At 74.1% G+C, this 25448-nt stretch carries 20 protein-coding genes and 2 pseudogenes; 12 read left to right on the top strand and 10 right to left on the bottom strand.

All coding sequences use genetic code 11. The features are described from left to right. The first annotated feature begins 82 nt into the window (after positions 1-82). Positions 83-451 carry a GntR family transcriptional regulator gene (locus tag AY578_RS06525; protein WP_020700014.1) on the top strand — a complete coding sequence of 123 codons (369 nt, stop codon included), beginning with the start codon at positions 83-85 and terminating at the stop codon, positions 449-451. A gap of 3 nt (positions 452-454) precedes the next feature. On the opposite strand, the gene AY578_RS06520 is transcribed toward AY578_RS06525, so the two are convergent. Further along, entirely contained in the window at positions 455-1255 is an 801-nt protein-coding gene (locus AY578_RS06520) for a DUF72 domain-containing protein (RefSeq protein ID WP_258902168.1), read from the bottom strand. 16 nt (positions 1256-1271) lie between these two features. Next, entirely contained in the window at positions 1272-2366 is a 1095-nt protein-coding gene (locus AY578_RS06515; protein ID WP_136237690.1) for a DUF5925 domain-containing protein, read from the bottom strand. 227 nt (positions 2367-2593) lie between these two features. Here AY578_RS06515 and AY578_RS06510 point away from each other — a divergent pair, with 227 nt between their 5' ends. Then, the gene (locus tag AY578_RS06510; protein ID WP_019522778.1) at positions 2594-3400 is read left to right on the top strand and encodes an SGNH/GDSL hydrolase family protein; all 807 of its coding nucleotides are present in this window, start codon (positions 2594-2596) and stop codon (positions 3398-3400) included. A gap of 10 nt (positions 3401-3410) precedes the next feature. On the opposite strand, the gene AY578_RS06505 is transcribed toward AY578_RS06510, so the two are convergent. From AY578_RS06505 to AY578_RS06490, 4 genes are all read right to left on the bottom strand, one after another. Further along, a complete protein-coding gene (locus tag AY578_RS06505) occupies positions 3411-5072 on the bottom strand; it encodes a protein kinase domain-containing protein (protein ID WP_019522777.1) in 1662 nt (553 codons plus the stop codon). A 39-nt stretch (positions 5073-5111) separates the two neighbouring features. Further along, entirely contained in the window at positions 5112-6650 is a 1539-nt protein-coding gene (locus AY578_RS06500) for a HoxN/HupN/NixA family nickel/cobalt transporter (protein ID WP_258902167.1), read from the bottom strand. Continuing rightward, a complete protein-coding gene (locus AY578_RS06495; RefSeq protein ID WP_258902166.1) occupies positions 6647-8080 on the bottom strand; it encodes a tetratricopeptide repeat protein in 1434 nt (477 codons plus the stop codon). Before AY578_RS06495 ends, AY578_RS06500 begins: the two co-directional genes overlap by 4 nt. 755 nt (positions 8081-8835) lie before the next feature. Next, complete coding sequence (locus AY578_RS06490; protein WP_258902165.1) at positions 8836-10368, bottom strand: DUF4331 domain-containing protein; 1533 nt, start codon at positions 10366-10368, stop codon at positions 8836-8838. A 281-nt stretch (positions 10369-10649) separates the two neighbouring features. Between AY578_RS06490 and AY578_RS06485 the strand changes: the two genes are divergently transcribed. The 3 genes from AY578_RS06485 (at position 10650) to AY578_RS06475 (ending at position 12406) form a co-directional block, all read left to right on the top strand. Then, the gene (locus AY578_RS06485) at positions 10650-11192 is read left to right on the top strand and encodes a sigma-70 family RNA polymerase sigma factor (protein WP_028961874.1); all 543 of its coding nucleotides are present in this window, start codon (positions 10650-10652) and stop codon (positions 11190-11192) included. Next, on the top strand, positions 11189-12007 hold the full coding sequence (locus AY578_RS06480; RefSeq protein WP_028961873.1) for an anti-sigma factor: 819 nt from the start codon (positions 11189-11191) through the stop codon (positions 12005-12007). The genes AY578_RS06485 and AY578_RS06480 overlap by 4 nt, the downstream gene beginning before the upstream one ends. A 126-nt stretch (positions 12008-12133) precedes the next feature. Continuing rightward, positions 12134-12406, top strand: a complete 273-nt coding sequence (locus AY578_RS06475) for a hypothetical protein (protein WP_026243501.1) — start codon at positions 12134-12136, stop codon at positions 12404-12406. Positions 12407-12585: 179 nt separating this feature from the next. Here the strand turns inward: AY578_RS06475 and AY578_RS06470 are convergent. The 4 genes and pseudogenes from AY578_RS06470 to hmgA all read right to left on the bottom strand — a co-directional run. Further along, a pseudogene (locus AY578_RS06470) lies at positions 12586-13170 on the bottom strand (ABC transporter permease); the annotation flags it as partial. A 387-nt stretch (positions 13171-13557) separates the two neighbouring features. Next, the gene (locus AY578_RS06465) at positions 13558-14727 is read right to left on the bottom strand and encodes a type ISP restriction/modification enzyme (protein ID WP_258902164.1); all 1170 of its coding nucleotides are present in this window, start codon (positions 14725-14727) and stop codon (positions 13558-13560) included. A gap of 25 nt (positions 14728-14752) precedes the next feature. Continuing rightward, positions 14753-15502, bottom strand: a complete 750-nt coding sequence (locus AY578_RS06460) for a GntR family transcriptional regulator (protein ID WP_019522768.1) — start codon at positions 15500-15502, stop codon at positions 14753-14755. Positions 15503-15529: 27 nt separating this feature from the next. Next, positions 15530-16891, bottom strand: coding sequence for a homogentisate 1,2-dioxygenase (gene hmgA / locus AY578_RS06455; protein WP_161108369.1), 1362 nt, complete (start codon positions 16889-16891; stop codon positions 15530-15532). Between the two features lie 181 nt (positions 16892-17072). Here hmgA and AY578_RS06450 point away from each other — a divergent pair, with 181 nt between their 5' ends. The 7 genes and pseudogenes from AY578_RS06450 (at position 17073) to AY578_RS06420 (ending at position 25362) form a co-directional block, all read left to right on the top strand. Beyond that, positions 17073-17645 carry a hypothetical protein gene (locus AY578_RS06450; RefSeq protein ID WP_168713379.1) on the top strand — a complete coding sequence of 191 codons (573 nt, stop codon included), beginning with the start codon at positions 17073-17075 and terminating at the stop codon, positions 17643-17645. Continuing rightward, positions 17645-18262: a TetR/AcrR family transcriptional regulator gene (locus AY578_RS06445; protein ID WP_020700013.1), complete on the top strand. Its 618-nt coding sequence runs from the start codon at positions 17645-17647 to the stop codon at positions 18260-18262. The genes AY578_RS06450 and AY578_RS06445 overlap by 1 nt, the downstream gene beginning before the upstream one ends. A 105-nt stretch (positions 18263-18367) precedes the next feature. Next, entirely contained in the window at positions 18368-20632 is a 2265-nt protein-coding gene (locus AY578_RS06440; RefSeq protein WP_258902163.1) for a molybdopterin oxidoreductase family protein, read from the top strand. Positions 20633-20768: 136 nt separating this feature from the next. Next, on the top strand, positions 20769-22205 hold the full coding sequence (locus AY578_RS06435; protein WP_028961868.1) for a CitMHS family transporter: 1437 nt from the start codon (positions 20769-20771) through the stop codon (positions 22203-22205). Positions 22206-22241: 36 nt separating this feature from the next. After that, positions 22242-23480 carry an MFS transporter gene (locus AY578_RS06430; protein ID WP_028961867.1) on the top strand — a complete coding sequence of 413 codons (1239 nt, stop codon included), beginning with the start codon at positions 22242-22244 and terminating at the stop codon, positions 23478-23480. A gap of 64 nt (positions 23481-23544) precedes the next feature. After that, positions 23545-23751, top strand: coding sequence for a hypothetical protein (locus AY578_RS06425; RefSeq protein WP_037954744.1), 207 nt, complete (start codon positions 23545-23547; stop codon positions 23749-23751). A gap of 221 nt (positions 23752-23972) precedes the next feature. Further along, positions 23973-25362, top strand: a pseudogene (locus AY578_RS06420) (ABC transporter ATP-binding protein). Positions 25363-25448: the final 86 nt, after the last annotated feature.

Below are 25448 nucleotides of genomic sequence, written 5' to 3'. Positions count from 1 at the left end.
CGAGGTGGTGCGGCGGGGTGCCTCCCATTTTTCCGGAGGCGGGAATGCGGCCCGAGGGCCGGGGGTGCGCGAGAATCGCCGCGTGACTGTACGGATCCACATCGAGGACGGAACGACACCGCCGTACGAGCAGGTGCGGGCGCAGATCGCCGAGCAGGCGCGGTCGGGGGAACTGCCGGTGGGGTACCGGCTGCCGACCGTGCGGGGGCTGGCCGAGACGCTGGGCCTCGCGGCGAACACGGTCGCCAAGGCGTACCGGGCGCTGGAGGCGGACGGGGTGATCGAGACGCGGGGGCGCAACGGAACGGTGGTCGCTGCCGCCGGGTCGGCGGCGGAGAAGGAGGTTGCCGCGGCGGCGGCGGCTTTCGCGGAGCGGGCTCGGCGGCTGGGGGTGGGGGAAGAGGTTGCGTTGGACGCGGTGCGGGACGCCCTACGGGCGGTTTTTGAGTGACGTTCAGTGTCCACTGCGGGTTCGTTTTGGCTGGTCGCGCAGTTCCCCGCGCCCCTGAGGGCGTTGGGTGCGCCCCCTTTCCAGGTTCCACATGTGGGTCAGTGTTCTGGCGTTGTGGACCGCTGCCGCGTTCGGGTCGTTGTTGAAGTAGGCGTAGACGTCCGCCTCTTGGGGCCAGGTCGTGGTGATGCGGTGCAGCCAGGTGTGGAGGGACTGGCGGCCGTAGTTGGGCCAGGGGCGGGCTCTGCCCTGGTGGAAGCGGACGTAGCCCCAGTCCGTGGTGCGCCACAGGGGGGTGACCGGGCGGGAGAGGATGTCCGCCCAGCAGAGGGCCGCGCCGCGTGACTCCAGGACCGCGCGGACGTCCGGGGTCCACCAGGACGGGTGGCGGGGTTCGACGGCCACCCGGGTGGACTCCGGGAAGCAGCGCAGGCAGGCGTCCAGGAGGGCGGGGTCGGCCTGGAGGGTCGGCGGGAGCTGGAGGAGGACCGGGCCCAGGCGGTCGCCGAGGGCGGTGGCGCGGCTCATCAGGCGCTCCACCGGCTCCTCGGGATCCCGCAGCCGCTTGACGTGCGTCAGGTACCGGCTCGCCTTGACCGCGGCGACGAACCCCGGCGGGGTGCGCTCCCGCCAGGACGCGAAGGTCTCCCGGGAGGGGAGCCGGTAGAACGCGTTGTTCACCTCGACGGTGGGGAAGGCGGCCGCGTACTCCTCCAGCCACAGCCGTACCGGAAGGCCGGGCGGGTACAGCACGCCGCGCCAGTCCTTGTACTGCCATCCCGAGGTCCCGACCAGCAGCGGCATGCGGCTCTCCCGGCCTCTACAGGTACAGGCCCGCGTCCGCGTCGCCGCGCGGCTCCGGCAGAGAGGTCGGGGAGGTGCCCCGGCGCAGGGCGTACAGCTCGGCCAGGGTGGCGCCCTCGCGTCCGACGCCCTCCTCGCGGCCCAGCCAGTTCACCGCCTCCGTGCGGGTCAGCGGCCCCACCTCGATCCGCGCCAGGCAGCGGCCCGGACGCACCACGGCGGGGTGCAGCCGCTCCAGGTCCTCGTTGGTGGTGACGCCCACCAGGACGTTGCGCCCCTGGCCGAGCAGGCCGTCGGTGAGGTTCAGCAGCCGCGACAGCGCCTGGCCGGCCGTGTGCTTGGCCTCGCCGCGGATCAGTTCGTCGCAGTCCTCCAGGAGCAGCAGCCGCCAGCGGTTCTTGCCGGACGCGTCCTCCTCGCCGATCGCGATGTCCATCAGATAGCCGACGTCGGAGAAGAGCCGCTCGGGGTCGAGGACGCAGTCGACCTGGCACCAGTCGCGCCAGGACCGGGCGAGCGTGCGCAGCGCGGAGGTCTTGCCGGTGCCCGGCGGGCCGTGCAGCAGGAGCAGCCGCCCCGAGATGTCCTCGGGGGTGGTCTTCATCAGACGGTCCATCGCGTCCGCGACCGGGGCGGTGTAGTTGGGGCGGATCTCCTCCCAGGTGCCGGCCGTGATCTGCCGGGTGGTGCGGTGCGGGCCGCGCCGCGGGGAGACGTACCAGAACCCCATGGTGACGTTCTCCGGCTGCGGTTCGGGCTCGTCGGCCGCGCCGTCGGTGGCCTCCTCCAGGATCCGCTTCGCCAGGTCGGCGCTGGTCGCGGTCACCGTGACGTCGGCGCCCCGGCTCCAGCGGGAGATCAGCAGCGTCCAGCCGTCCCCCTCGGCCAGGGTGGCGCTGCGGTCGTCGTCCTTGGCGAGCCGCAGCACCCGCGCGTCCGCGGGCAGGAGCGTCGCACCGGAGCGGACGCGCTCGATGTTGACGGCGTGCGAGTAGGGCTGCTCGCCCGTCGCGAAGCGGCCGAGGAACAGCGCGTCGACGACGTCGGACGGGGAGTCGTTGTCGTCGACGTTGAGCCGGATCGGCAGGGCGTCGTGCGGGTGCGCGGACATGCCGCCCATGATCGGTCACGCGAGCCCCCCGTGCACCCGATTTGCCGGGTGCGCCCGCGCGCGTCGCGTCGCTCCCCTGTCCGGTTCTCCGCGTGAAGTGTCGGAAAGTCGTACCGTCCAGGATTTTGTCCGGTACTCAACGGTAATAGTTTTGACATGAACACTTCCGCTCAACATGCGTAGTTGGTACGACGGTTGAGGCAGAGATCCTGCTAAAGGGAGGTTCCATGAGACGTTCCCGACTTGTCCTCTTCCTCACCACCCTGGTCCTCGCCGTCACCGCCGCCCTCACCGGGGCGACCGCGGCGCACGCGTCCTCACAGGCGGCTCCCGGCCCGTACGTGGCCCTGGGCGACTCCTACTCCTCGGGTGTCGGCGCCGGCAGCTACATCTCCTCCAGCGGCGACTGCAAGCGCAGCACGAAGGCCTACCCGTACCTCTGGGCGGCCGCGAACTCACCCTCGTCCTTCTCCTTCACGGCCTGCTCGGGCGCCCGTACGGGTGATGTTCTCTCCGGGCAGCTCGGCCCGCTCTCCGCGAGCACCGCCCTCGTCTCCATCAGCATCGGCGGCAACGACGCCGGGTTCTCCGACGTCATGACGACCTGTGTGCTCCAGTCCGACAGCTCCTGCCTCTCCCGCATCGCCACCGCCCGGGCCTTCGTCGACTCGACGCTGCCCGGCAGGCTCGACGGCGTCTACACGGCGATCCGGGACCGGGCGCCCAACGCCCGTGTCGTGGTGCTCGGCTACCCCCGCTTCTACCGGCTCGGCACCACCTGCATCGGCCTCTCCGAGACCAAGCGGAAGGCCATCAACGACGCCGCCGACCTCCTGAACAACGTCACCGCCGCACGCGCCCGCGCGTACGGCTACACGTTCGGCGACGTCCGCACCACGTTCACCGGCCACGAGCTCTGCTCCGGCGACGCCTGGCTGCACAGCGTGGACTGGCTGAACATCGGCAACTCGTACCACCCGAAGGCCGCCGGGCAGTCGGGCGGCTACCTCCCGGTGTTCAACTCGGCGGCCTGACCCCCGTGGTTCAGTAGCCGTCCCGGTCCGCACCGGAAGCGGAAGCGGAGGCCCCGCCCGACGGGGTCTCCGTCTCGCACACCACGGAGAACGGCACGGTCTCCGACGTCGCGCGCACCGGCTCCCGCACCTCCACACCGATCCGGCCGTGCAGCTCCCCGCTCTCCGAGTACGTCGTCACCGCCACCGTGTCCTGCCTGGTCCGGCCGCCGTCCGCGGGGAACGACAGGGTGCGCCAGCTCCGGTCCGCCGCCGAGCCGTCCTCGGCCGCCCAGCGGTAGCGCACCTCGGCCGGCAGCCGGTTCACCGTGAACGTCGCCGTGAACGAGGGCGCCTCGTCGTGCGCGGGCGGGCAGGCGCCGGAGTACTCCGTGTGCGTGCCGGTCACCGTGACCGTCACGGTGAGCGCGGGTGGCTGCTCCTCGTGCCCGCCGTCGTCGCCCTCGTCCTCGGTCGCGCCGTCCGTCGCCGAGGGGGAACCTGACGGGGCGTCCTCCGTCTCCGCCGCCCCTCCGGCGCCCTTGTCGCCCGTCGTGGCCGGGGAGCTCGCCCCGCCGTTCCCCGCCTCCGGCTCACCGCCGTCCCGGTTCAGCAGCGCGTACGTCAGCCCGGCCAGCGCGAGCGCCAGCAGCACCAGCCCCGCGATCAGCAGCGCGGCGCCGCTCCGGCCGCGCGGGGGCGGGGTCGTCGCCGTGGGGGCGGTGGGCGCTCCGCCGGGCGGCTGACGGGCGGTCACGGGCGGCTGGTACGGGCCGGTCGGCGGCGGCACGGGGACCGCGGCCACCGTGGGCGCGTACGCGGAGGCCGTAGGCGCCGGGTCCGCGCCCGGTGCGCCCCCGGCGGCGACCACGCGCAGGTCCTCCGACACGCGGTCCGCGGACAGCCGTTCGGCCGGGTCCTTGCGCAGCAGCCCCTCGATCACCGGCGCGAGCGGGCCCGCCCGGCGCGGCGGCGGCAGCTCCTCGTCCACGATCGCCCGCAGCGTGGACAGCGGCGTGTCCTGCCGGAACGGGGAGTGGCCCTCGACCGCCGCGTACAGCAGCACGCCCAGCGACCACAGGTCCGACTCCGGACCGGGGGTCCGGCCCAACGCCCGCTCCGGCGCCAGGAACTCGGGCGAGCCGACGACCTCCCCGGTCATCGTCAGCGCCGAACTGCCCTCCACCGTGGCGATCCCGAAGTCGGTGAGCACCACCCGGCCGTCGTTCGCGATCAGCACGTTGGCGGGCTTCACGTCCCGGTGCAGCACCCCGGCCGCGTGGGCGGAGCGCAGCGCGCCCAGCACCTCGGCGCCGATCCGCGCGGCCCGCTGCGGGGCCATCGGGCCCTCCGCGTCCAGCACCTCCGCCAGCGACAGACCGCGCACCAGCTCCATCACGATCCACGGCCGCCCGTCCTCCGTGGCCACGTCGTACACCGTCACCACATTGCGGTCGGCGATACGGGCCGCCGCCCACGCCTCCCGCTCCAGGCGTGCGTACATCCGCTCCACGTCGGACGCCGGCAGCCCCGCCGGGGCGCGGACCTCCTTCACCGCGACCTCGCGGTGCAGCACCTCGTCCCGGGCCCGCCACACGGTGCCCATGCCGCCCTCGCCCAGCGGCGACAGCAGCCGGTAGCGTCCCGCGATCACCCGCTCACCGCCCGGTTCTTCGGACACGGCGCCCCCCATCGCGTCGGGGCGAATTCGCCCTTTCCTCATGAAAGTAGCTCAGCCGAGTGCGGATGCGGCCCCCCTGAACACCAATCCGGCCCCCAGGACCAGCACCACGCACGCCGACCCGAGAGGCGCGCTCCGGCGCACCAGCGCCGCCCACGGCGCGCTCGTCCAGCGCGGGCGCCGGGCGAGCAGCCGCGACACGCCCCCGCCCGCCCTCACCACCGCGTACCCGGCGGCGGTGAGGGTGAGCGCCAGGCCCACGCCGTACGCGACGACCAGCAGCAGCCCGAACCAGGCGTGCCCCAGGGCGGCGGCCCCGACCAGCACCACCACGGCGGACGGACTGGGCACCAGACCGCCCGCGAACCCCAGCAGGACCGTGCCGCGCAGCGTGGGCGCGGCGGTGTGGGTGTGGGTACGGCCGCCGTGGGTGTGGGTGTGGGTGAGGTCGTGGGGGTGCGGGTGGTCGTGGTCGTGCGGGTGGGGATGGTCGTGCGGGCGCTCGTGGCCGTGGTCGGGGGTGTGCTCGTGCTCGTGGGGGTGCGGATGCGTGGGGCGGCCGCGCTGCCGCAGCGCCCGGCGTACGAGCTGGGCGCCGGCCAGGGTGACCAGGACGCCGCTGGCGATGCCCAGCCAGGCGACGACGGAGGGCGCGGCGGCGGAGCCGGCCGTGACCAGCAGGCCCAGGGCGAGCACGCCGAGGGTGTGGGTGACCGTGACGGAGGCGGCCATCGGCAGCACGTCCCGCATCCGCGCCCGGCCGCCGCGCGCCGCCGCGGTCGCGGCCATCAGGGTCTTGCCGTGGCCCGGCGCGAGCGCGTGCATCGCGCCGAGGAACACCGCGAGCAGCAGGGCGAGCGCGGCGAACCCGACGGTCAGGTCGTGCCGGGCGACCAGGTCGTCCAGGGCCCGCGTCCAGCGGTCGGCGCCCGGGGGCAGGAGCGCGGAGGCGGGCGCGTCCGCCTCGTCCGTCCCGCCCGCCGCCAGCGCGGGGCCGCCGGGGCGGACACGCAGGGACGCGGTCCGGGCGTCGGGCGGGGACGCGAGCTCGGCCTCCGGGTAGCGGGTCAGCCGGGCGGAGAGGGACGCCTCCGGCACGTCCGATTCGGCGAGCGTCGTACGGTCCCCCTGCGCGGTGATCTCCCGCCAGCCGGGACCGGACTCGTCGCCCGCCGCGCGGAAGTCCACGGCGACCGTGCGGCCCTGGGGGAGGGGCGCGGTCAGCCGGCACTCCACGCGCAGCGTGTCCAGTCCCGCCTGCCCCGGACGCACCTGGACGCGGGCCGCGCGCACGGTGAGCGGCGCCGGACGCCGGTCGGCCCGGACCGCGCTCTCCCGGGCGGCCGTCGCGCACCGCTGCCGGGCCCAGGCGGCGCGGCCCAGGCCGGCGAGGTCCGGTGCGGCCTGGGTGGCGGGGATCTCGGCGAGGTCCTCGACGTGGTGCACGCGCAGCTCGCCGGGCGCCGCCACCAGGCCGTCGTACCGGTTGACGGTGAAGTTGCCGAGCGGGTGCGCGCTCGCCTCCGCGACCGGGACCACAGCGAGTGCGGTCGCGGTGACGAGGAGCGCGGCGGGACGGAGGGGGTTCAACGTGCCGCCTCCACGTCCTTCAGGGCGGCCCGTGCCGCGCGGGCGCCGAGCGGGGAGAAGCCCGGGTTCAGCTGCAGGGCGGCGGTGAGGGAGGCGCGGGCGGCGCGGTCGCGCCCGGCGGCCTTCTCGATCAGGCCCCGGTGGTAGAGGAACGTGGCGTCGCGGTAGCCGGTGGCCGTGGCCCGTCGGGCGTACGGCAGGGCCTCCGCGGAACGGCCCGCCCGGTGCAGGGCCCAGGCGAGTGCGTCCGCCGTGTGCACGGTCCGCCGCCGGCCCCACTCGGCGCGGGCCGCGCGGAGCGCCTCGGCGGTGTCCCCGTGGTCGGCCGCGGCGAGCGCGGTGTCGAGGTCCACGTCCACGCCGCCGGCCCGGGCCAGCGCGGTCCAGGCGTCGACGAGGGCGTACTGCTCGCGGGCCTTCGCACGGTCGCCGGGGGCGTCCCGGTCCTCGTACAGCTCGCCGAGGGCGACCAGCGGGCCGGGCAGCGGGGAGCGGGCGACGACCTGCTCCAGCGTCACGATCGCGCCCGCGCGGTCGCCGTCCGCCGCCTGGGCGCGGGCCCGGCCCTCCAGGGCGGGGAGGTAGGTGTCGTCCGCGGCGAGCGCGCGGGCGTAGTGGCGCAGGGCGGTGCCGTAACGGCCCCGGCCGCGTTCGAGGTTGCCGAGCGCGGTCGCCACGTACGCCACGTCGGCCGGGCCGGCCGCACTGGCGAGGGCCTGGTGCAGCACCCGGCGGGCGGTGCGCACGTCGCCGCGCAGCTCGTGGACGTAGGCGTACCGCGTGAACACCGGGACGCCCGGACGCCTGCGGTCGGCGAGGGTGGCCGCCTCCGCGGCTTCCGCGTACCGGCCGAGCTCGACCAGGGCGTCGATCCGGGAGCAGAGGGCGCGTTCGCTGTACGGGTTCCGCTCCAGGGCGCGGTCGGCGTGGTCCAGCGCGGCGGCGAAGTGGTGGCGCGCGGCGGCGAGGGCGGCCTGTCCGGCGAGCGCCTGGTCGTTGCCGGGACGCAGGGCGAGGGACCGGGCGAGGGCGCGTTCGGCCTGGTCGTAGCGGGAGGGGTCCCCGTCGGTCCGCGCCCGCTCGACCTGCGCGAGCCCGAGGGTGGCCCAGGCCCCGGAGTCCCGTGGCTGCCGGCGCACGTGTTCCTGCAACGACCGGATCGCCGTATCCAGGTCCCCCCGGACCAGTACGTCCGCGTTCACCGCCCGGGACACTCCGGGCAGGGCCCGTGCCGCGTCCTGCCCGTCACCGCCCACGGCGACGGCCCCGGCGGTCATCGCCACGGCCAGCAGCACGGCGCACGACGCGACATGCAGCCCCCGGCCACGGCGGACGGCGGCGGCGAACCGACGGAGGGCGTCGACGCGTTCGGCGGGGGACGCCGTCCGCGGGGCCGCCGCGGCCGCCGTCGCCTCCGTGGCCCTCGGCACCTCTGCGGCTGACGGTGGCCCTGCGGCCGTCGGTGGCTCTACGTCCGTCGGTGCCTCTGCGGCCGACGGTGCCTCAGCGGCCGAAGGCACCGTCAAGGCCGCCGGCGCCTTCGCGGAGGCCGGTGCTTCGGCGGTCCGTGTCGTCTCCGTGCCTGACAGCGCGTCGGCGGGCCGCGTCGCTTCTGTGCCCGGCGGTGCGTCGGCGGGTTGTGCCGTCTTTGTGCCCGGTGGTGCGTCGGCGGGTGGTGTCGCCTCCGCACGCGGCGGCGCGTCGGCGGGTTGTGCCGTCTTCGTGCCCGGTGGTGCGTCGGCGGGCGGTATCGCGTCCGCACCCGACGGTGCGTCGGCGGGTTGTGCCGTCTTCGTGCCCGGTGGCGCGTCGGCGGGTGGTGTCGCCTCCGCACGCGGCGGCGCAGCGACGGGTTGTGCCGTCTTCGTGCCCGGTGGCGCGTCGGCGGGCGGTATCGCGTCCGCACCCGACGGTGCGTCGGCGGGTTGTGCCGTCTTCGTGCCCGGCGGTGCGTCGGCGGGCGGTATCGCCTCCGCACCCGACGGCGCGTCGGCAGGCCGTGTCACCTCCGTACCCGCCGCCTCGGCGGGCGTCGTCGCCTCCGGCCCGCTCCCGCGGGTGCTGTCGTTCGTGCGCGGGGACATGGGGCTCCTTCGTCGGTGGGGGCGCGGCCCTGCCGTGGGGGACGGGAAGGGAGGGCCGCGCCGGTCGGTGGGGCGGCCGGGGGCGCCGGCCGCCGGGTGGGTCAGTAGGCGCGACGGCGCATGCGGCGCCACCACATGAGCGCCACGCCGATCAGCAGCAGTCCGCCCGCTCCCGCGCCCGCGGACGCGGCGATCAGGGTGGTGTCGCCGGCGCCGTCCGCCCCGGCGGGCCGCAGCGCGTCACCGAGCTGGCTGCGCACGTCGTTGCCGCTGTCGACGCCCTTGGCGAGCGGGCCGCGCGAGCCCTCCGTCGGGTTCGCCAGGTACGGGAAGGACGCGCCGAACTTCTTGTCGTTCTTGTCGACCGCGTCGCCCAGGTCGTTCTTGGCTCCGACCAGCTCACCCTCGACCACCTGGAGCGCGGCGTCCACCACGTCGTCCGTCAGCCGGCGTCCGTTGGGGAAGCTGGCGGTGTCGCCGTCCAGGACGCCGAGACGCTTCGGCTTCGCGGCCGGCGCGATCGAGGTGTTGAGGCGCAGCATCTCCGAGGGGCGCACGTGCGGCGGCTGGTTGAGGCCCTCGACGCCCTTGAGGAACACGTCGACCAGGTCGTTCCGCGGCTCCTTCGGCGCCGGGATCTTGTAGATCGCCTCGATCAGCTTCGGCAGTTCCGGCTCGGTGACGTTCTTCAGGAACTGCGCGTCGTCCCACGGCGCGGACGCGTTGAAGGCATCCTTGTCGCCGACCGGGTTGACGACCTCGTTCACCAGTGGCATGCCCAGCCGCGACACCTGTACGAAGTGTCCCTCGGCGTTCTTGCGCCGGGTCGTGGACCAGATGCCGACGACCGGCTGCTCAGCGGACTCCGTGATGAGATGCGTCGGCAATTGCAGCGCCACGGAGTTGACGTTGTAGCCCTTGAGCGTGTCGTTGCCGACCTCCGAGAGGTTCCCGCCGTACAGCAGGTCGAAGACGCGCAGGTCCAGGAAGAACGGGTCGTCGGCCTGCCCGGCGAAGGTCGTGACGCCGCCCGCCAGTTCGTGCACCGCCTGCTTGCGGAGCGTGCCGTAGTGCGGCATGGACGCCTTGCCGACGTTCGACGGCGCCACCGGCACGTCGTCCGCGATCTTCGTGCGGGACACCTCGTGCTGGTCCTTCAGCTTCAGCATCTCGATGTCGTACGTCTGCGTGACGTTGAGGTCCGGGTCGTCGAGGCTGGTGACCGGACCGGTGTTGTAGAGGAACGTCTTCTCGTTCTTGACGTGCGTCTTGAAGGTGTAGCGGAACAGCAGTTCGCCCTGCGCATCGCCGTTGTTGTCGATGTGGATGTCGTACTGCGCGTCCTCGGCGAACGTGAAGAAGTTCGGCCCGCCGGCGGGCTCCTCGAACGGGATCCAGTTCGCGATGATCGTCGTCGTGTCCGGCTTGTCGGGGCTGACGAACGCGTACAGGTCCGTGTTGTCGAACTGCGGGGTGCCCGAGATCAGCGGGGCCTCCCGGTGGGAGGAGGCCGAGGCCGCCTCGGGTTCCAGCGCGGACGCCCCGGCGGCCGCGAGCCCCCCGGCGGCCAGCGCACCGCAGATCAGGGTCGCGAGGCTCCTGCGCCCCGAACCGGTCCTGGAGTCAGTAGTCATGCCGTCCGTCCTCAGTGCCGACTTGCCTTGACGCACGGGGATTCGGAGCGTTCCGCCCACCGGATTGGTCGAAGCGCGGAAGAATTCTCCCGCGCCCCCGCACCCCGCCCCGCCGGGGCCGGGTTCCGGCCGGTCCTCAACGGCTGGTCCCCGCCCAGCTTTTCTCCGCGCCGACCCGCGTTTTCGGCCCGGTGATCCGTACTTCCCGTCCGGAGGCGCGCTCGCTGCGCATGCCTTGTGCGACCGGACGGCCCGGCAGGGCCGGGAGAGGGGGACGAGCGTTGGAGGCGGACCAGCTGCTGATCCGCGTGGCCGGAGGCGACCAGAAGGCCTTCGAGGACCTGTACGGACTGGTCTCGGGGCCGGTCTACGGACTGGTGCGGCGCGTGGTGCGCGACCCGGCCCAGTCCGAGGAGGTCGCCCAGGAGGTGCTGCTCGAACTGTGGCGCTCCGCCGCCCGGTTCGACCCCGGCCGGGGCAGCGCCCTGTCCTGGGTGCTCACCCTCGCCCACCGCAGGGCCGTCGACCGGGTGCGCAGCGCCCGCGCGGCAGGCGAGCGCGAGCAGCGGGAGGCGCGGCGCGGCCACGGACCCGCCTTCGACCAGGTCGCCGAGGAGGTCGAGGCCGGCCTCGAACGCGAATGGGTGCGCCGCTGCCTGGACCGCCTCACCGCGCTCCAGCGCCAGTCGGTCACCCTCGCCTACTACGACGGTTACACCTACCGTGAGGTGGCCGAGCGGCTCAGACTGCCGCTGGGCACCGTCAAGACCCGTATGCGGGACGGGCTCACCCGCCTGCGCGACTGCCTGGGAGGCGCGGCATGAGCGTGTTCCGCCGGCTGTTCTCCCGCGACGACCCGCACTCGCTGGCCGCCCCCTACGCCCTCGACGCGCTGGAGCCCGCCGAGCGGGTCCGCTTCGAGAGGCACCTGAAGTCCTGCGACCGGTGCGCCGCCGAGGTACGCGATCTCGCCGAGGACGCCGTCCGTCTTGCCTGGTCCACCGCCGCGCCCGCCCCACCCGCCCTGCGCGACCGGGTCCTGGCCGCCGTGCGCACCACCGCCCAGGAACCCGCCCCGCAGCGGGGCGCGCGCGCCCGTGACTCCCAACTGCCGCCCCACGTCTGGGGAACCGCGCCCCCGCCGCGCGTGCGGGAGCGCCGCCGGGCGGCGCTGCTCGTGCCGTTCGCGACGGCCACCGCCGCCGCGGCGCTCGTCGTCGCCTCGCTGTTCGCCGTCCAGGCGAACCGCACGCAGGACGAACTCGCCGCCGAGCGCGACCGGGCACGTGAGATCGCCCACGTTCTGGCCGCGCCGGACGCCCGTGCGAGCAGCGGCCGGGACGCCCGCGGCCGCACGATCGGAGTGATCGCCTCCGTTTCGGCCCGCGGGGCGGTCGTCACTCTGAGCGGATACGACGACCCTCCGGAGGGCCGGGTGCGTCAGCTCTGGCTCATGGACCAGGAGGGCCGGCCCCGCTCCCTCGGGCTCTTCGAGGGCGACACGCCCTTGGTGGCGTCCGGTCTCGGTCCCGCGTCGACGTCACTCGCCGTGACCGTCGAACCGGACGGCGGCTCTCCACAACCCACCGGCCAGCCCATCGTCCAACTCGCCCTGAAAACGGTCGGATTCGGAGAGTAATCGTCGCGTGTTCGTCAACACCCTTACGGGGAAGGTGAATCCTGTGACGTCGATACACGGGTGCCCGTACGGGGCGATAGGGTTACCCTGCCCGGGCCGGGTGGAGTCGTACGGGTGGGGAGTGACATGGAACAGATAACAGTGCGCAGCAGGGCCAGGGTCCCTGCGATCACCTGCGGCAGCAGCGCGAGCAGTTCGCGCCTCGACCGCCACCTCTCGGTCCTCGCGGGACCGGCCGTCCCGCAGCGCGAGACGGTCGAGGCCACGTCGCTCATGCGCGAGCTGACCGCGCGTGACAGCGCGCACCACGGCACCAGGGGCGCACGGGCCCGCGCGAGCCGCGTCTCGCTCTTCGCCCCACTGCGCCGACTGCGCCGCTCCCTGTTCGGCAGCCGGTAGCGTCCGCGCCGGACGGTCCCACCCGTCCCGGCGCGGCGCCCGCCCGCCCGTCGTCCCCACGGCACACGGCCCTACCCCGTCGGCCCGCGCACCGGCCCTCACCGCGCCGACCCCGATCCCACCCGGCGCCCCGGCAGGGGCACCTCCACCCCGCTCGCCCCTGCCGAGTCTCGATTCGCCTACCGCTCACGCTTCGCGTACTGCCGCACCGCCAGCGGCACGAACACCGCCAGCAAAACCGCGCACCAGGCCAGGGACCCCGCCACCGGATGCGCCATCGGCCAGGCCGCGCCCTCCGGCACCGGCGCGTTGCCGAACAGGTCCCGCAGCGCCGTCGCCACCGCGCTGACCGGATTCCACTCCGCCGCCGTGCGCACCCCGTCCGGAAGCCCCGCCGTCGGGATGTACGCGCTCGACAGCAGCGGCAGCAGGAAGGTCGCCCCGCCCAACTGCCCGGCCGCCTCCTCGTTCCGCGTCAGCAGCCCCAGCCAGATCCCGGCCCACACGCACGCGAACCGGAACAGCAGCAGCAGGCCGAAGCCGCCCGCCGCCGCGAGCGCGCCGCCCTCCACCCGCCAGCCCACAGCGAGCCCGACCAGCAGGAACGGCACCGCCCCGGCCGCCGTCACCAGCACGTCCGCGACCGCCTGCCCCGCCGGCACGGCCGCCCGGCTCATCGGCAACGTGCGGAACCGGTCCGTCACCCCGCGGTGCACGTCCTGCGCCGACTGGAACATCCCCGTCATCACCCCGCCCGCCGCCGCTGGACGGCTTCGACCCGGAGACGTGAGCCCTGTGAGCCGGGCGCCCCGGTGGCCGGCCCCGTGGCCCCGCGGCCTTGGGGCGGCGTGACTCGCGGGTGCGGGCCGGCTTCCGCACGGGGGCGGCGCCCTGGCCTGGTGGTTCGGGTTGGGCGAACGCCCCGAGCCCGCCGTCTTGGGGCGGCGTGACTCGCGGGTGCGGGCCCGCTTCCGCACGGGGCCGGCGCCCTGGCCTGGTGGTTCGGGTTGGGCGGCCCCGAACGCGGCGCCGAGTCGCCCGTGCCGCGTCGCACGCCGTGCCGGACAGGGGCGCCCCCGCGCGTCGCGCACCCCGCGCCGGACGGGGGCGCCCCCGCGCGTCGCACCCCGCGCCGGACGGAGCCCCTCCACTCAGAGCAGGGCCAACTGCCCCTCCGGTCCCTCCTCGTGGGCGTCCAGGACCGAGGCAGGACGCCGGGCCCAGAGCGGGACCGGCAGGACGCCCGCCGCGCGCAGGCCGGCCGGGGTGACCGGTGACGGGACATCGGTCACCAGTTCCTCGCGGAGCGACCGCGTTTCGGCGAGGAGGGTGAGGACCGTGACCAGTTCCAGCAGCTCCGACGTCCAGGTCTGCGGCCAGGCGCCGGGGCGGATCGCCTCCAGGGTGCCCGGCTCGGCCGGGTCCGTCCGGGACGCGAACCACGCCTCCAGCACCCGCACCCCGCCCGACTCGAACTCCCATGCCTCAGCCGGCACCGGGGAGATACGGCCTTCCCCCAGCAGCAGTGCCTCCTCGTCGCGGTCGTAGGCCATCGCGGCCGGGCGGGACGGCAGCGGGGCGCGGACGTACGGGCGGCGGCCGCCGGGGAGTTTGGGGCGTTCCCCGTCCCGGCGCATCAGCCACAGCATGCGGCGGCCCAGCGCCACACCCCGCTGCCAGGCATCGGGGTCGCCGGTGAGCGGCACGGCGGGCCCGTCCGGCGCGGGACGCGCCACGGCCGTCGCCCAGGCGAGGACGTCGACGGGGGAGACCTCCACCCCCAGCAGGGCGGCGAGGTGGTCCGTCAGACCCGGGGCCACATTGGGCTCGGCGGCGCCCGGCCGGCGGTACAGGGGGCGGATCCGGCCCGTGCGCAGGACCGGGAAGAGGGAGGTCGCCAGCAGCGGCGGCACTTCGCCGGACGTCTCCACGGCGAAGATCTGGTGCTCGTCCGCCACCCGCCACAACTCGGGCCGGGGCGCGTCGATCAGCCGCCGGTCGGGGATCAGCCACTGCTCGTCGAACGGCCCGCGCAGCACCCGCACCGGCTCCGGGCACGGCCCCGAGGCGCGGGCCAGCCGCTCCGTGCCGCCGTCCTGCCCGGGGAGCTGCCCGACCGCCGTGTGCGGCGTACGGGACCGGGTGGGCTGGAAGAGGGCCTCGCGGTCCCGGCCCTCGGCCTTCACCAGGACATCCCAACGGGCCTTCAGGGACGCCGCGTCGGGGGCCGCCGGCCACCCCCGGCCGAGCCGCGGCGGTGCGACGGACCACGGCATGAGGTCCGCCAGCAGCGGAGCGTCGTCGTGCGTCACGCTGGGCATCGTACGACCTGACGGCGGGCGCGGATCAGGTGGCGTCCAGGGTCACCGTGAAGGAGAAACGGTCCCCGCGGTAGTGGATGACGGCCACGTCCAGCGCCTTTCCCGCGGAGTCGTAGGTGACGCCCGTGTAGTGCAGGATCGGGCTGAGCAGCGGGACCCGGAGCAGCCGCGCCGTCTCCGGGTCCGCGAGCCGCGCCTCCACGGTGTCCGTGATGCGGCTGATGTCCGCGCCCACCACATCCCGCAGCACTTTCGTCATCGGCCATCGCACCAGATCCTGCGGATCGATCAGGCCGGCCAGCTCCGGACGGACGTAGTTGCGGGCATGGTTGGTCGGCTCGCCCGTCTTCTCGTCGCTGCGCAGCCGGTGGTAGGCGGACGTCTCCGCCAGATCTGGGAAATACTCGGCGAGTTCGGACGGCACCGGCGCCGGGCCGTGCTCCAGCAGCTCCGTCGCCATGCCGGACTGCTGGGCCACGATCGCGTCGACCGAGCCCAGCAGCCGCACCGGCGCGCCCCGCCTGGCGTCCGGCTCGATGAACGTGCCCCGCCGTCGGTGCCGGGTGATCAGCCCCTCGTCCTCCAGCTCCTTCAGCGCCTGCCGCATGGTCAGCACGCTCACCCCGTAGTGCCCGGCCAACTGCTCCTCGGTGGGCAGGCGCAGCGGGTCGTGGGGCGAGCGGCCGAGGATCGAGGCGCGCAGCGACTGCGACACCTGATACCAGAGCGGCAGCTTGCGGTTGAGGACGATCGAGTCCGGAGCGAAGGAGGTCACGCGCTATCCGTACCGGTCGGAGAACGGTCAGTGCAATGGCCGGAAGTGACGCTCGAGGCCCTGCCACACGTCGTCGTAGCCCTGTTGCAGGTGCTCCGCGCGTGCCGCCTGGGGGGTGAGGGACACCGGCCAGCGGGTCTCGAACATGAAGGCAAGCCCGTCGTCGATCTTCTGCGGCCTCAGCTCCGCCGCGCTCGCCCGGTCGAACGTCTCCCGGTCCGGGCCGTGCGCCGACATCATGTTGTGCAGCGAGCCGCCGCCCGGCACGAAGCCCCCCTCCCCGGCCGTCTTCGCGTCGTACGCGCCCTCGATCAGGCCCATGTACTCGCTCATCACGTTCCGGTGGAAGTACGGCGGCCGGAACGTGTCCTCGCCGACCAGCCAGCGCGGCGCGAACACCACGAAGTCCACGCCCGCGAGACCCGGGGTGTCGCTCGGGGAGGTCAGCACGGTGAAGATCGACGGGTCCGGGTGGTCGTACGAGATGGTGCCCATCACATTGAAGCGGCGCAGGTCGTAGGCGTACGGCACATGGTTGCCGTGCCAGGCGACGACATCCAGCGGGGAGTGGTCGTAGGTGGCCGACCACAGGTTGCCGCAGAACTTGTTCACCACCTCCACCGGACCCTCGACGTCCTCGTACGCGGCGACCGGGGCGCGGAAGTCCCGGGCGTTCGCGAGCCCGTTGGCCCCGATCGGACCGAGGTCGGGCAGCCGGAACGGCGCACCATAGTTCTCGCACACATAACCGCGGGCCGTCTCGTCCAGCAGCTCCACACGGAACCGCACCCCACGCGGGATCAGCGCGATGTGTCCCGGCTCCACATGCAGCAGGCCGAACTCCGTGCGCAGCAGCAGTCCGCCGCGCTCAGGCACGATCAGCAGTTCACCGTCGGCGCTGCTGAACAGCCGCCGCATCGAGGCGTTGGCGTGGTACAGGTGCACCGCCATGCCGCTGCGCTGGGTCACGTCGCCGTTGCCGCCCAGGGTCCACAGGCCGGCCAGGAAGTCGGTGTCCTCGGCCGGCTCCGGCAGCGGATTCCAGCGCAGCCGGTTGGGGTCCGGCACGGTCTGGGTGAAGGGCGCCGAGCGCAGCGCGCCGTTGCCGGTGCGGGTGAACGCCGGGTGTGCGGCCGACGGGCGGATCCGGTACAGCCACGAGCGGCGGTTGTGGGCGCGCGGCTCGGTGAAGGCCGACCCGCTCAGCTGCTCCGCGTACAGCCCGAGCGGCGCGCGCTGCGGGGAGTTGCGGCCCACGGGCAGAGCCCCCGGGACCGCCTCCGAGCTGTGCTCGTTGCCGAAGCCGGAGAGGTGCTCCAGCCCCTCGGCGATCTTGCGCGCCTCCTCGCGCTCCGTCGCGCTCCCGCGGGCGGTGGCCCCGTCGCTCATGTCCGCTGCTCCCTTGCACCGAGCCGATTCCTATGGGACACCGTAGGATTGCGGTTACCGGGGCGCAAGGGTGCCGCGCGGTCTCCTTCCGGGGCCGGACCTCCCCTCCCCTTCACGGAGGACCAGGAACCAGACTCCAGGGGGATTCGCGCGTTCGGACCCCTGTTCTACGCTCCTCGGCATGACGAGGAGGCGGACGACGGTCATCCCTGCACTCGCGGTCTGTGTCGTCGTGCTGGCCGGATCCACGGGCTGCGACTCCGCGGGCGGCCAGGGCGCGGACGAGGTGTCGTCCTCACCCGTGGGCCGGCTCCTCGACGAGCGCGCCGAGGACGGCAGCCCCTACCGGGAGGTCGGCGAGGAGGGCGCGCCCCAGGTCACCGTGGAGGTCGCCCCCGACGCCGACGGCGGCTGGGACGTACGGCTGCGGGTGCGCAACTTCCGCTTCTCGCCCGACGGCACCGGCCGCCGCGCCGAGGCCGGCCGGGGCCTGGCGCACCTGGAGGTGAACGGCCGCCGCGTCACTGTGCTGCGCACCCCCGAGTACCACCTCGCCCCCGGCGCCTTCCCGCGCGGCACCCACCAGGTCACCGCGCGGCTGTACGCCGACGACGGGTCCGTGTGGGCCGTCGACGGCGAGCCCGTGGAGAGCACCGCCGACATCACCGTCTCCGGGCAGGAGCCGACCGCCGAGCCGAGCGTGGCGCCGCTCGCCGAGGGGCCCGGTTCACCCGGCGGGCCCGGGCAGGCATGATGAGGGCCGTGTCCCACACGCCATCGCTCCGCCGGGCGCCGGTGCAGCGGCGCAGCGCCGAACGGCTGGCCAGGATCCTCGACGCCTGCGCCGGCCTCCTCGACGAGGTCGGCTACGACGACCTGTCCACCCGCGCCGTCGCCGAGCGCGCCGGGGTGCCCATCGGCTCCGTCTACCGCTTCTTCTCCAACAAACGCCAGATGGCCGACGCGCTCGCCGAGCGCAACCTGGAGCGCTTCACCGACCGCGTCACCGACCGGCTGACCGCCGCCGGCGACCGCGGCTGGCGGCACGCCATGGACGTCGTGCTCGACACGTACCTGGACATGAAGCGCACCGCCCCCGGCTTCTCCCTCGTCGACTTCGGCAACCAGATCCCCGTCGGCGCGCGCCGCGCCGAGCCCAACCACCGGGTCGCCGACCGGCTCACGGCGATGCTCTCCGGTTACCTCGGCCGCCCGGCCGACGACGACCTGCGCCGCACCTTCCTGGTCGCCGTGGAGACCGCCGACGCCCTGGTCGACCTGGCGTTCCGGGTGGCGCCCGAGGGCGACGAGAAGGTCATCGCCGAACTGCGCGCGCTGCTGAGGGCGTATCTGGCCCGCGTCCTGGACTGAACCCCCCCGGTTCCCGCCCGGTTTCCCGCACGCCCTCCCCTCCATGCCTACCGGTCGGTATGCTCGGCCCGTCCGTGCGTCACCGCCGCCGTACCGGGAGGACCCGTGTCCCGCACCGCCCTGCGTATCTGCCCCCTGTGCGAGGCCACCTGCGGCCTGGTCCTCACCGTCGACGACGGCAAGGTCACCGGCGCCCGCGGCGACCGCGACGACGTGTTCAGCAAGGGCTTCGTCTGCCCCAAGGGCGCCGCCTTCCCGGAGGTGGACTCCGACCCCGACCGGCTGCGCACCCCGCTCGTCCGCGTCGACGGGGAACTGCGCGAGGCCACCTGGGAGGAGGCCTTCGACGCCGTCGCCGCCGGACTGCGCGGCGTCGTCGAACGGCACGGCCCGCACGCGGTCGGCGTCGTCCTCGGCAACCCCAACGTCCACACCATGGCCGGCGCCCTCTACCCGCCCCTGCTCGTCGGCGGGCTCGGCACCCACAGCCTCTTCACCGCGTCCACCGTCGACCAGATGCCCAAGCACGTCTCCAGCGGGCTCCTCTACGGCGACGCCAACCTCATCCCCGTGCCCGACCTGGACCGCACCGACCATCTGCTGCTCATCGGCGCCAACCCGCTCGAGTCCAACGGCAGTCTGTGCACCGCGCCCGACTTCCCCGGCCGGCTCAAGGCGCTCAAGGCACGCGGCGGCACCCTCACCGTCGTCGACCCGCGCCGCACCCGCACCGCCCGCCTCGCCGACCGGCACCTCGCCGTCCGCCCCGGCACCGACGCGCTGCTGCTCGCCGCGATCGCCCGCACCCTCCTCGACGAGGACCTCGTCGACCTCGGCGCCGCCGCCCCGCACATCGAGGGCGTCGCCGAACTCTCCGACGCCCTCGCCGGCTTCACCCCCGAGGCCGTCGCGGACGCCTGCGACGTCGACGCCGACGTCATCCGCACCCTGGCCCGCGAACTCGCCGCCGCGCCCACCGCCGCCGTCTACGCCCGTATCGGCAGCTGCACCGTCCCGCACGGCACCCTCGCCAGCTGGCTCGTCGACGTCCTCAACGCCCTCACCGGCAACCTCGACCGGCCGGGCGGCGCGCTCTTCCCGCAGGCCGCCACCGACAAGACACCGCGCCCCGCCGGACCCGGCCGCGGCTTCGCCCTGGGCCGCTGGCACTCGCGCGTCGGCCGCCACCCCGAGGCGAAGGGCGAACTGCCGCTGTCCGCCCTCGCCGAGGAGATCGACACCCCCACCGAGGAAGGCGCCCCGGTCCGCGCCGTCGTCGCGGTGGGCGCCAACCCGGTGCTCTCCGCGCCCGACGGCGACCGGCTGGACAAGGCGCTCGCCTCCCTCGACTTCATGGTGAGCGTCGACCCGTACCTCAACGAGACCTCCCGGCACGCGCACGTCGTCCTGCCGCCGCCCCCGCCGTCGCAGAGCCCGCACCACGACTTCGCCTTCAACACCCTCGCCGTGCGCAACCAGGTCCGCTACACCCGCCCCGCCGTGCCCCTCGAACCCGGCCGCATCGCCGAGACCGAGATCCTCGCCCGGCTCGTCCTCGCCGCCACCGGCATGCACGGCGCCGACCCGTCCGCCGTGGACGACCTGGTCGTCCGGCAGACCCTCGGCAAGGCCGTCACCGAACCGCACTCCCCGGTGCACGGCCGCGACCCGAAGGAACTCGCCGGCCTGCTCACCGGCGACAACGGCCCCGAGAAGCGCCTCGACATGATGCTCCGCCTCGGCCCCTACGGCGACGGCTTCGGCGCCGACCCCGACGGGCTCACCCTGGAGAAGCTCCTCGCCCACCCGCACGGCATCGACCTCGGCCCGCTGCTCCCCCGCCTGCCCCAGCCGCTGAAGACCCGCAGCGGCAAGGTGGAGCTGCTGCCCGCCCCGATCGCCGCCGACCTGCCCCGGCTGCGGGCCGCCCTGCGCGAACGCCCCGACGGACTCGTCCTCGTCGGCCGCCGCCATCTGCGCTCCAACAACAGCTGGCTGCACAACGTCCCCGCCCTCACCGGCGGCTCCAACCGCTGCACCCTGCACCTCCACCCCGACGACGCCGAACGCCTCGGCGTACGGGACGGGCAGCCTGTGCGGATCAAGGGCGCCGGGGGAGAGGTGACCGTCCCCGCCGAGGTCACCGACGCCGTGCGCCGCGGGGTGGTGAGCCTGCCGCACGGCTGGGGCCACGACCGGCCCGGCACCCGCACCCGGCACGCCTCCGCCAACCCCGGCGTCAACGTCAACCAGCTCCTCGACGGCAGTCTGCTCGACCCGCTGTCCGGCAACGCGGTGCTCAACGGCGTGCCCGTCGAGGTGGCCCCGGAGCACGCCGAGGAGCTGGAATCGGTCACGGCGCTGACCTGAGCAAACGTCTGACCTGGGGTTTTGCGCTTATTGCTCACGGTCTGACGTCTTGTTGACGCCGTCCGGACGTACCTAACGTCGTCACACCGCCGGCCCCGCGCCGGATGTTCAAGGGCGAACGTTAGGTGTCCCATTCATGCTGACCATCCTCGGCTTCGCCATGATCGCGACCTTCCTGGTCCTGATCATGACGAAGAAGATGTCGCCGATCGCGGCGCTCGTGCTGATTCCCGCGCTGTTCTGTGTGGCCGTCGGCAAGGGCGCCCACCTCGGCGACTACGTCATCGACGGAGTGTCCAGCCTCGCCCCCACGGCGGCGATGCTGATGTTCGCGATCGTCTACTTCGGCGTCATGATCGACGTCGGGCTCTTCGACCCGGTCGTGCGCGGAATCCTCCGCTTCTGCAAGGCCGACCCGATGCGGGTCGTCGTGGGCACCGCCGTGCTCGCCGCGATCGTGTCGCTGGACGGCGACGGCTCCACCACCTTCATGATCACCGTCTCGGCGATGTACCCGCTGTACAAGCGGCTGGGCATGAGCCTGGTCGTGATGACCGGCGTCGCCGCCATGGCCAACGGCGTCATGAACACCGTCCCCTGGGGCGGCCCCACGGCCCGCGCGGCCACCGCGCTGAAGCTCGACGCCGCGGACATCTTCGTCCCGATGATCCCCGCGCTGCTGGTCGGCCTGCTGGGTGTGCTCGGGCTCGCGTATGTGCTGGGGCTGCGGGAGCGGAGGCGGCTGGGGGCGCTGCGGCTCGCGGACGAAGAGTCGGTGGAGACGAAGGAAGCGGTGCTGGTCGGTGCGGGTGCGGGTGCCGGCGGCGGGCGTCCCGAGAAGCGGCCCGTCGGGGGCGCCGGGGGCACGGACGCCGTGGACGGTGACGAAAACGACGGTGACGAAAACGACCGTGACGACGACGGGGACCTCCTCAAGGGCCTCGACCCGAACCGGCCCACCCTGCGGCCACGCCTGTACTGGTTCAACGCGCTGCTCACCGGCACGCTGATCACGGCGATGATCCTGGAACTGCTGCCCATCCCGGTGCTGTTCCTGCTCGGCGCCGCGCTGGCCCTCTCCGTGAACTACCCCCGCCTGCCCGACCAGAAGGCCCGTATCGCGGCCCACGCCGACAACGTCCTGAACGTCTCCGGCATGGTCTTCGCCGCCGCCGTCTTCACCGGCGTTCTCCAGGGCACCGGCATGGTCGACAGCATGGCGGGTTGGCTGGTCGACACCGTCCCGGAGGGCCTCGGCCCGCACATGGCGCTCGTCACCGGTGTGCTGAGCCTGCCGCTCACCTACTTCATGTCCAACGACGGCTTCTACTTCGGCGTCCTCCCCGTGCTCGCCGAGGCCGGGGCGGCGCACGGAGTCACCCCGCTGGAGATGGCCCGCGCCTCCCTCGTGGGCCAGCCGCTGCACATGTCGAGCCCGCTGGTTCCGGCGGTGTACGTCCTCGTCGGCATGGCCCGGGTCGAATTCGGCGACCACACGCGGTTCGTGGTCAAGTGGGCGGCGCTGACCTGCCTGTTGATCCTCGCGGCCGGAATGCTGTTCGGCACGATCTGACCGCGCGACCCCTGCGACTGCGAAAGGAACAACGTCATGACGCCCGGCGGGAACCGCGGCTGGCTGCTCCGGCTCGTCATCGCCTTCGGCTTCGCGCAGGCAGCGGTGTCGATGGCCCGGCCCGCCGTCTCCTACCGGGCGCTGGCCCTCGGCGCCGACGAGCGGGCGGTCGGCGTCATCGCCGGCGTCTACGCGCTGCTGCCGCTGTTCGCCGCCGTGCCGCTCGGCCGGCGCACCGACCACGGCCGCTGCGCCCCGCTGCTGCCGACGGGCGTGGTGCTGATCTCGGCGGGCTGCGCGCTCAGCGGCGTGGCCGGGTCGCTGTGGACCATGGCGCTGTGGAGCGGGGTGATGGGCCTCGGGCACCTGTGCTTCGTGATCGGCGCGCAGTCGCTCGTCGCCCGCCAGTCCGCGCCCCACGAACAGGACCGCAACTTCGGGCACTTCACCATCGGCGCCTCGCTGGGGCAGCTCGCCGGACCGATCGCGGCGGGCGCGCTGATCGGCGCGGACATGGCCCGCACCAGTGCGGTCGCGCTGCTCGCGGCGGGCGCGGGCGGGGCGGTCGCGCTCACCTCGCTGTGGCGTATCGAGAAACCGGGGGCCGTGAAGCCCCGTACGGCGCGCGGCGACCGGGTGCCGGTACGGGGCATCCTGCGGGCGCGGGGCGTGCCGGCGGGGATGCTGATCAGCGTGGCGGTGCTGTCGACGACCGACATCCTCACCGCGTACCTGCCGGTGGTCGGCGAGCACCGGGGGATCGACCCGGCCGTCGTCGGCCTGCTGCTCAGCCTGCGCGCGGCGGCGACGATCGCCTGCCGGCTGGTCCTCACGCCCTTGCTGCGACTCCTCGGCCGCAGGGCCCTGCTCACGGTGACGTGCCTGCTGGGAGCACTGCTGTGCGCGGCGGTCGCGCTGCCGCTGCCGGTGCCGGTCCTGGCACTCGTCCTCGCCGCCCTCGGCTTCTGCCTGGGCGTGGGCCAGCCGCTCTCCATGACGACGGTCGTCCAGGCCGCCCCCGCCGCCGCCCGCTCCACCGCCCTGGCCCTCCGCCTGACCGGCAACCGTCTGGGCCAGGTCGCGGCCCCCGCGACGGCGGGCCTGATCGCCGGAGTGGCGGGCGTGGCGGCCCCGTTCGTGGCGCTGGGCGCGTTGCTGCTGGCGTCGGCGGGGGTGGCGGTACGGACACCGGCGGGGCCGGCGCCGGAGGGGGTCGCGGAGGACGCGCCCGCCCCGTACGGGAAGCCCCGGTGCGAGGCCCGTAAGCCGCGGTGAGCCTGGCAGGATGACCCCCGTCTCAGCCGGGCCCGTAACGGTCCGCACGTCCGAGGGGGCCCGCATGATCCTGACCGTCCTGATCGCCGTCCTGCTTCTCGTCCTCGCCGGCTACGCCTGCGTCCTCTGGGCCGCACGCGGCGGCCCCCGCTGGACCCACGCGGTGGCGAAGGCGACCGTTGCCGCCGGCCACCTGGCGAGCACCCTTCTCCGCCCCGGCCGCTCGGGCACGCGAAGCGGCTCGGACTCCGACGACGGCGGGTCGGACTGAGGACCGGGCCGCGGGCCCTGGAGGGCCCCCGCACGAGCCCCCGCGCCGAATACTTCCTTCCGGTTTCTCACCAGGCGGACGGAACGCCCCCGATCGCGTCCGTTGTCTTCCCCGGCCGCCTACTTTCCGTTAGCTTCCGTGACTCACACGCCCCGTACGACCCGCACGAGGCGTCCGACCGCGGAGCCGCAGCGCCCTGATGAGCCCCCGGGGGCACTTTCATGACACGCGCCATCACCCTGCACGACGTGAGCAAGTCCTACACGCGAGGTGCTCGCGTGGTCGACCGGCTGTCGCTGGCCATCACCCCCGGCGAGTTCCTCGTCCTGCTCGGCCCGTCGGGCTGCGGCAAGTCCACCGTGCTGCGGATGATCGCCGGGCTGGAGGAGATCGACGAGGGCAGCCTGTTCCTCGACGGCGAGTACGCCAACGAACTCCCGCCGTCCGAGCGGGACATGGCGATGGTGTTCCAGAACTTCGCCCTGTATCCGAGCATGACCAGCCGGGACAACATCGGCTTCCCGCTCCGCATCGAGGCCCCCGGTGACGACCCGTCGCCCAAGGTGGACGCCACCGCCCGGATGCTGGGCATCGAGGACCTTCTCGACCGGTTCCCCGCCCAGCTCTCCGGCGGTGAACGCCAGCGCGTCGCGATGGGCCGGGCCATCGCCCGCCACCCCTCCGCCTTTCTGATGGACGAGCCGCTGTCCAACCTCGACGCCAAGCTCCGCAACCATGTGCGCGCAGAGATCTCCCAGCTCACCCGGAAGCTGGGCGTCACCACCGTCTACGTCACCCACGACCAGTCGGAGGCCATGTCGCTCGGCGACCGGGTCGCCGTGCTGCGCGGCGGCGTCCTCCAACAGGTCGGCACGCCCCGCGCGGTGTACTCCCTCCCCGAGAACGTCTTCGTCGCCGCGTTCATCGGCACCCCGCGCATCAACCTGCTGCGCGGCCTGGTCCGCGCCCCGCTGGACGGCGCGATGACCATCAGCCTCGGCAAGCAGTTCCTGCGGCTGCCCGAACCGCTGTCCCTGGACCACCAGTTGCTCCGGGTGCAGCAGGGCCGCGAGGTCATCGTGGGCCTGCGCTCCGAGGCCGTGCGGATCGCCAAGCCGTCCGCCGCGCGCCCCGGCGAGATGCCCCTCACCGGTCTGGTGGAACACCTGGAGTTCCAGGGTCACGAGGTGCTGGTGCACTTCAACACCGGCTCCCGCCCCGCTGTCGTCCCCGAGCTGGAGGCCCCCCGCCCGGCCCCCGCCCGCCCGGGCGTCCGGCGCCGCCGCCGCGAGGGCGGCACGGTGCTGGAACGCCTCCGGGAACGCGCCGGCGCTCCGCGCGGGCGCCGAGCGTACGGCCCCCGAGCGCGCGGGCGCCGTGGCCACGCTGGACGGCCCCGGCCGGCCGGACCTCACCGCCGTGTCGTCCGCCTCCGCCTCCGCCGAACCCCGGCTCCCCGGTGACCTCATCGTCCGCACCACGCCCGACATCCGCCTCCGGCACGGCATGCAGGTGCCGCTCCTGGTCGACCTCGCCCACCTCTTCGTCTTCGACCAGCACGGCCGGCGGATCTGCCCCAGCCCGGAACGGCTGCCCGACCTGGAGGAGTGAGCGGCGGCACGCGGCCGAACCCCTGGCGCGGAAAAACTAACATCGCTAGTTTAGGAGCCGGACAGGACGCCCCCGCTCCGGAGGAA

It is taken from the genome of Streptomyces thermocarboxydus (assembly GCF_024760485.1).
Taxonomy (GTDB): Bacteria; Actinomycetota; Actinomycetes; order Streptomycetales; family Streptomycetaceae; genus Streptomyces; species Streptomyces cellulosae.
This window is presented reverse-complemented; position numbering and strand designations above follow the sequence as displayed.

Bases quoted from the DNA above. Each gene is read 5' to 3' on its own strand.
- AY578_RS06520 (WP_258902168.1), bottom strand. From the start codon at position 1,255: ATGCCGCTGCTGGTCGGGACCTCGGGATGGCAGTACAAGGACTGGCGC.
- AY578_RS06515 (WP_136237690.1), bottom strand. From the start codon at position 2,366: ATGTCCGCGCACCCGCACGACGCCCTGCCGATCCGGCTCAACGTCGAC.
- AY578_RS06510 (WP_019522778.1), top strand. From the start codon at position 2,594: ATGAGACGTTCCCGACTTGTCCTCTTCCTCACCACCCTGGTCCTCGCC.
- AY578_RS06505 (WP_019522777.1), bottom strand. From the start codon at position 5,072: ATGGGGGGCGCCGTGTCCGAAGAACCGGGCGGTGAGCGGGTGATCGCG.
- AY578_RS06490 (WP_258902165.1), bottom strand. From the start codon at position 10,368: ATGACTACTGACTCCAGGACCGGTTCGGGGCGCAGGAGCCTCGCGACC.
- AY578_RS06480 (WP_028961873.1), top strand. From the start codon at position 11,189: ATGAGCGTGTTCCGCCGGCTGTTCTCCCGCGACGACCCGCACTCGCTG.
- AY578_RS06475 (WP_026243501.1), top strand. From the start codon at position 12,134: ATGGAACAGATAACAGTGCGCAGCAGGGCCAGGGTCCCTGCGATCACC.
- AY578_RS06465 (WP_258902164.1), bottom strand. From the start codon at position 14,727: ATGCCCAGCGTGACGCACGACGACGCTCCGCTGCTGGCGGACCTCATG.
- hmgA (WP_161108369.1), bottom strand. From the start codon at position 16,891: ATGAGCGACGGGGCCACCGCCCGCGGGAGCGCGACGGAGCGCGAGGAG.
- AY578_RS06450 (WP_168713379.1), top strand. From the start codon at position 17,073: ATGACGAGGAGGCGGACGACGGTCATCCCTGCACTCGCGGTCTGTGTC.
- AY578_RS06445 (WP_020700013.1), top strand. From the start codon at position 17,645: ATGAGGGCCGTGTCCCACACGCCATCGCTCCGCCGGGCGCCGGTGCAG.
- AY578_RS06435 (WP_028961868.1), top strand. From the start codon at position 20,769: ATGCTGACCATCCTCGGCTTCGCCATGATCGCGACCTTCCTGGTCCTG.
- AY578_RS06430 (WP_028961867.1), top strand. From the start codon at position 22,242: ATGACGCCCGGCGGGAACCGCGGCTGGCTGCTCCGGCTCGTCATCGCC.
- AY578_RS06425 (WP_037954744.1), top strand. From the start codon at position 23,545: ATGATCCTGACCGTCCTGATCGCCGTCCTGCTTCTCGTCCTCGCCGGC.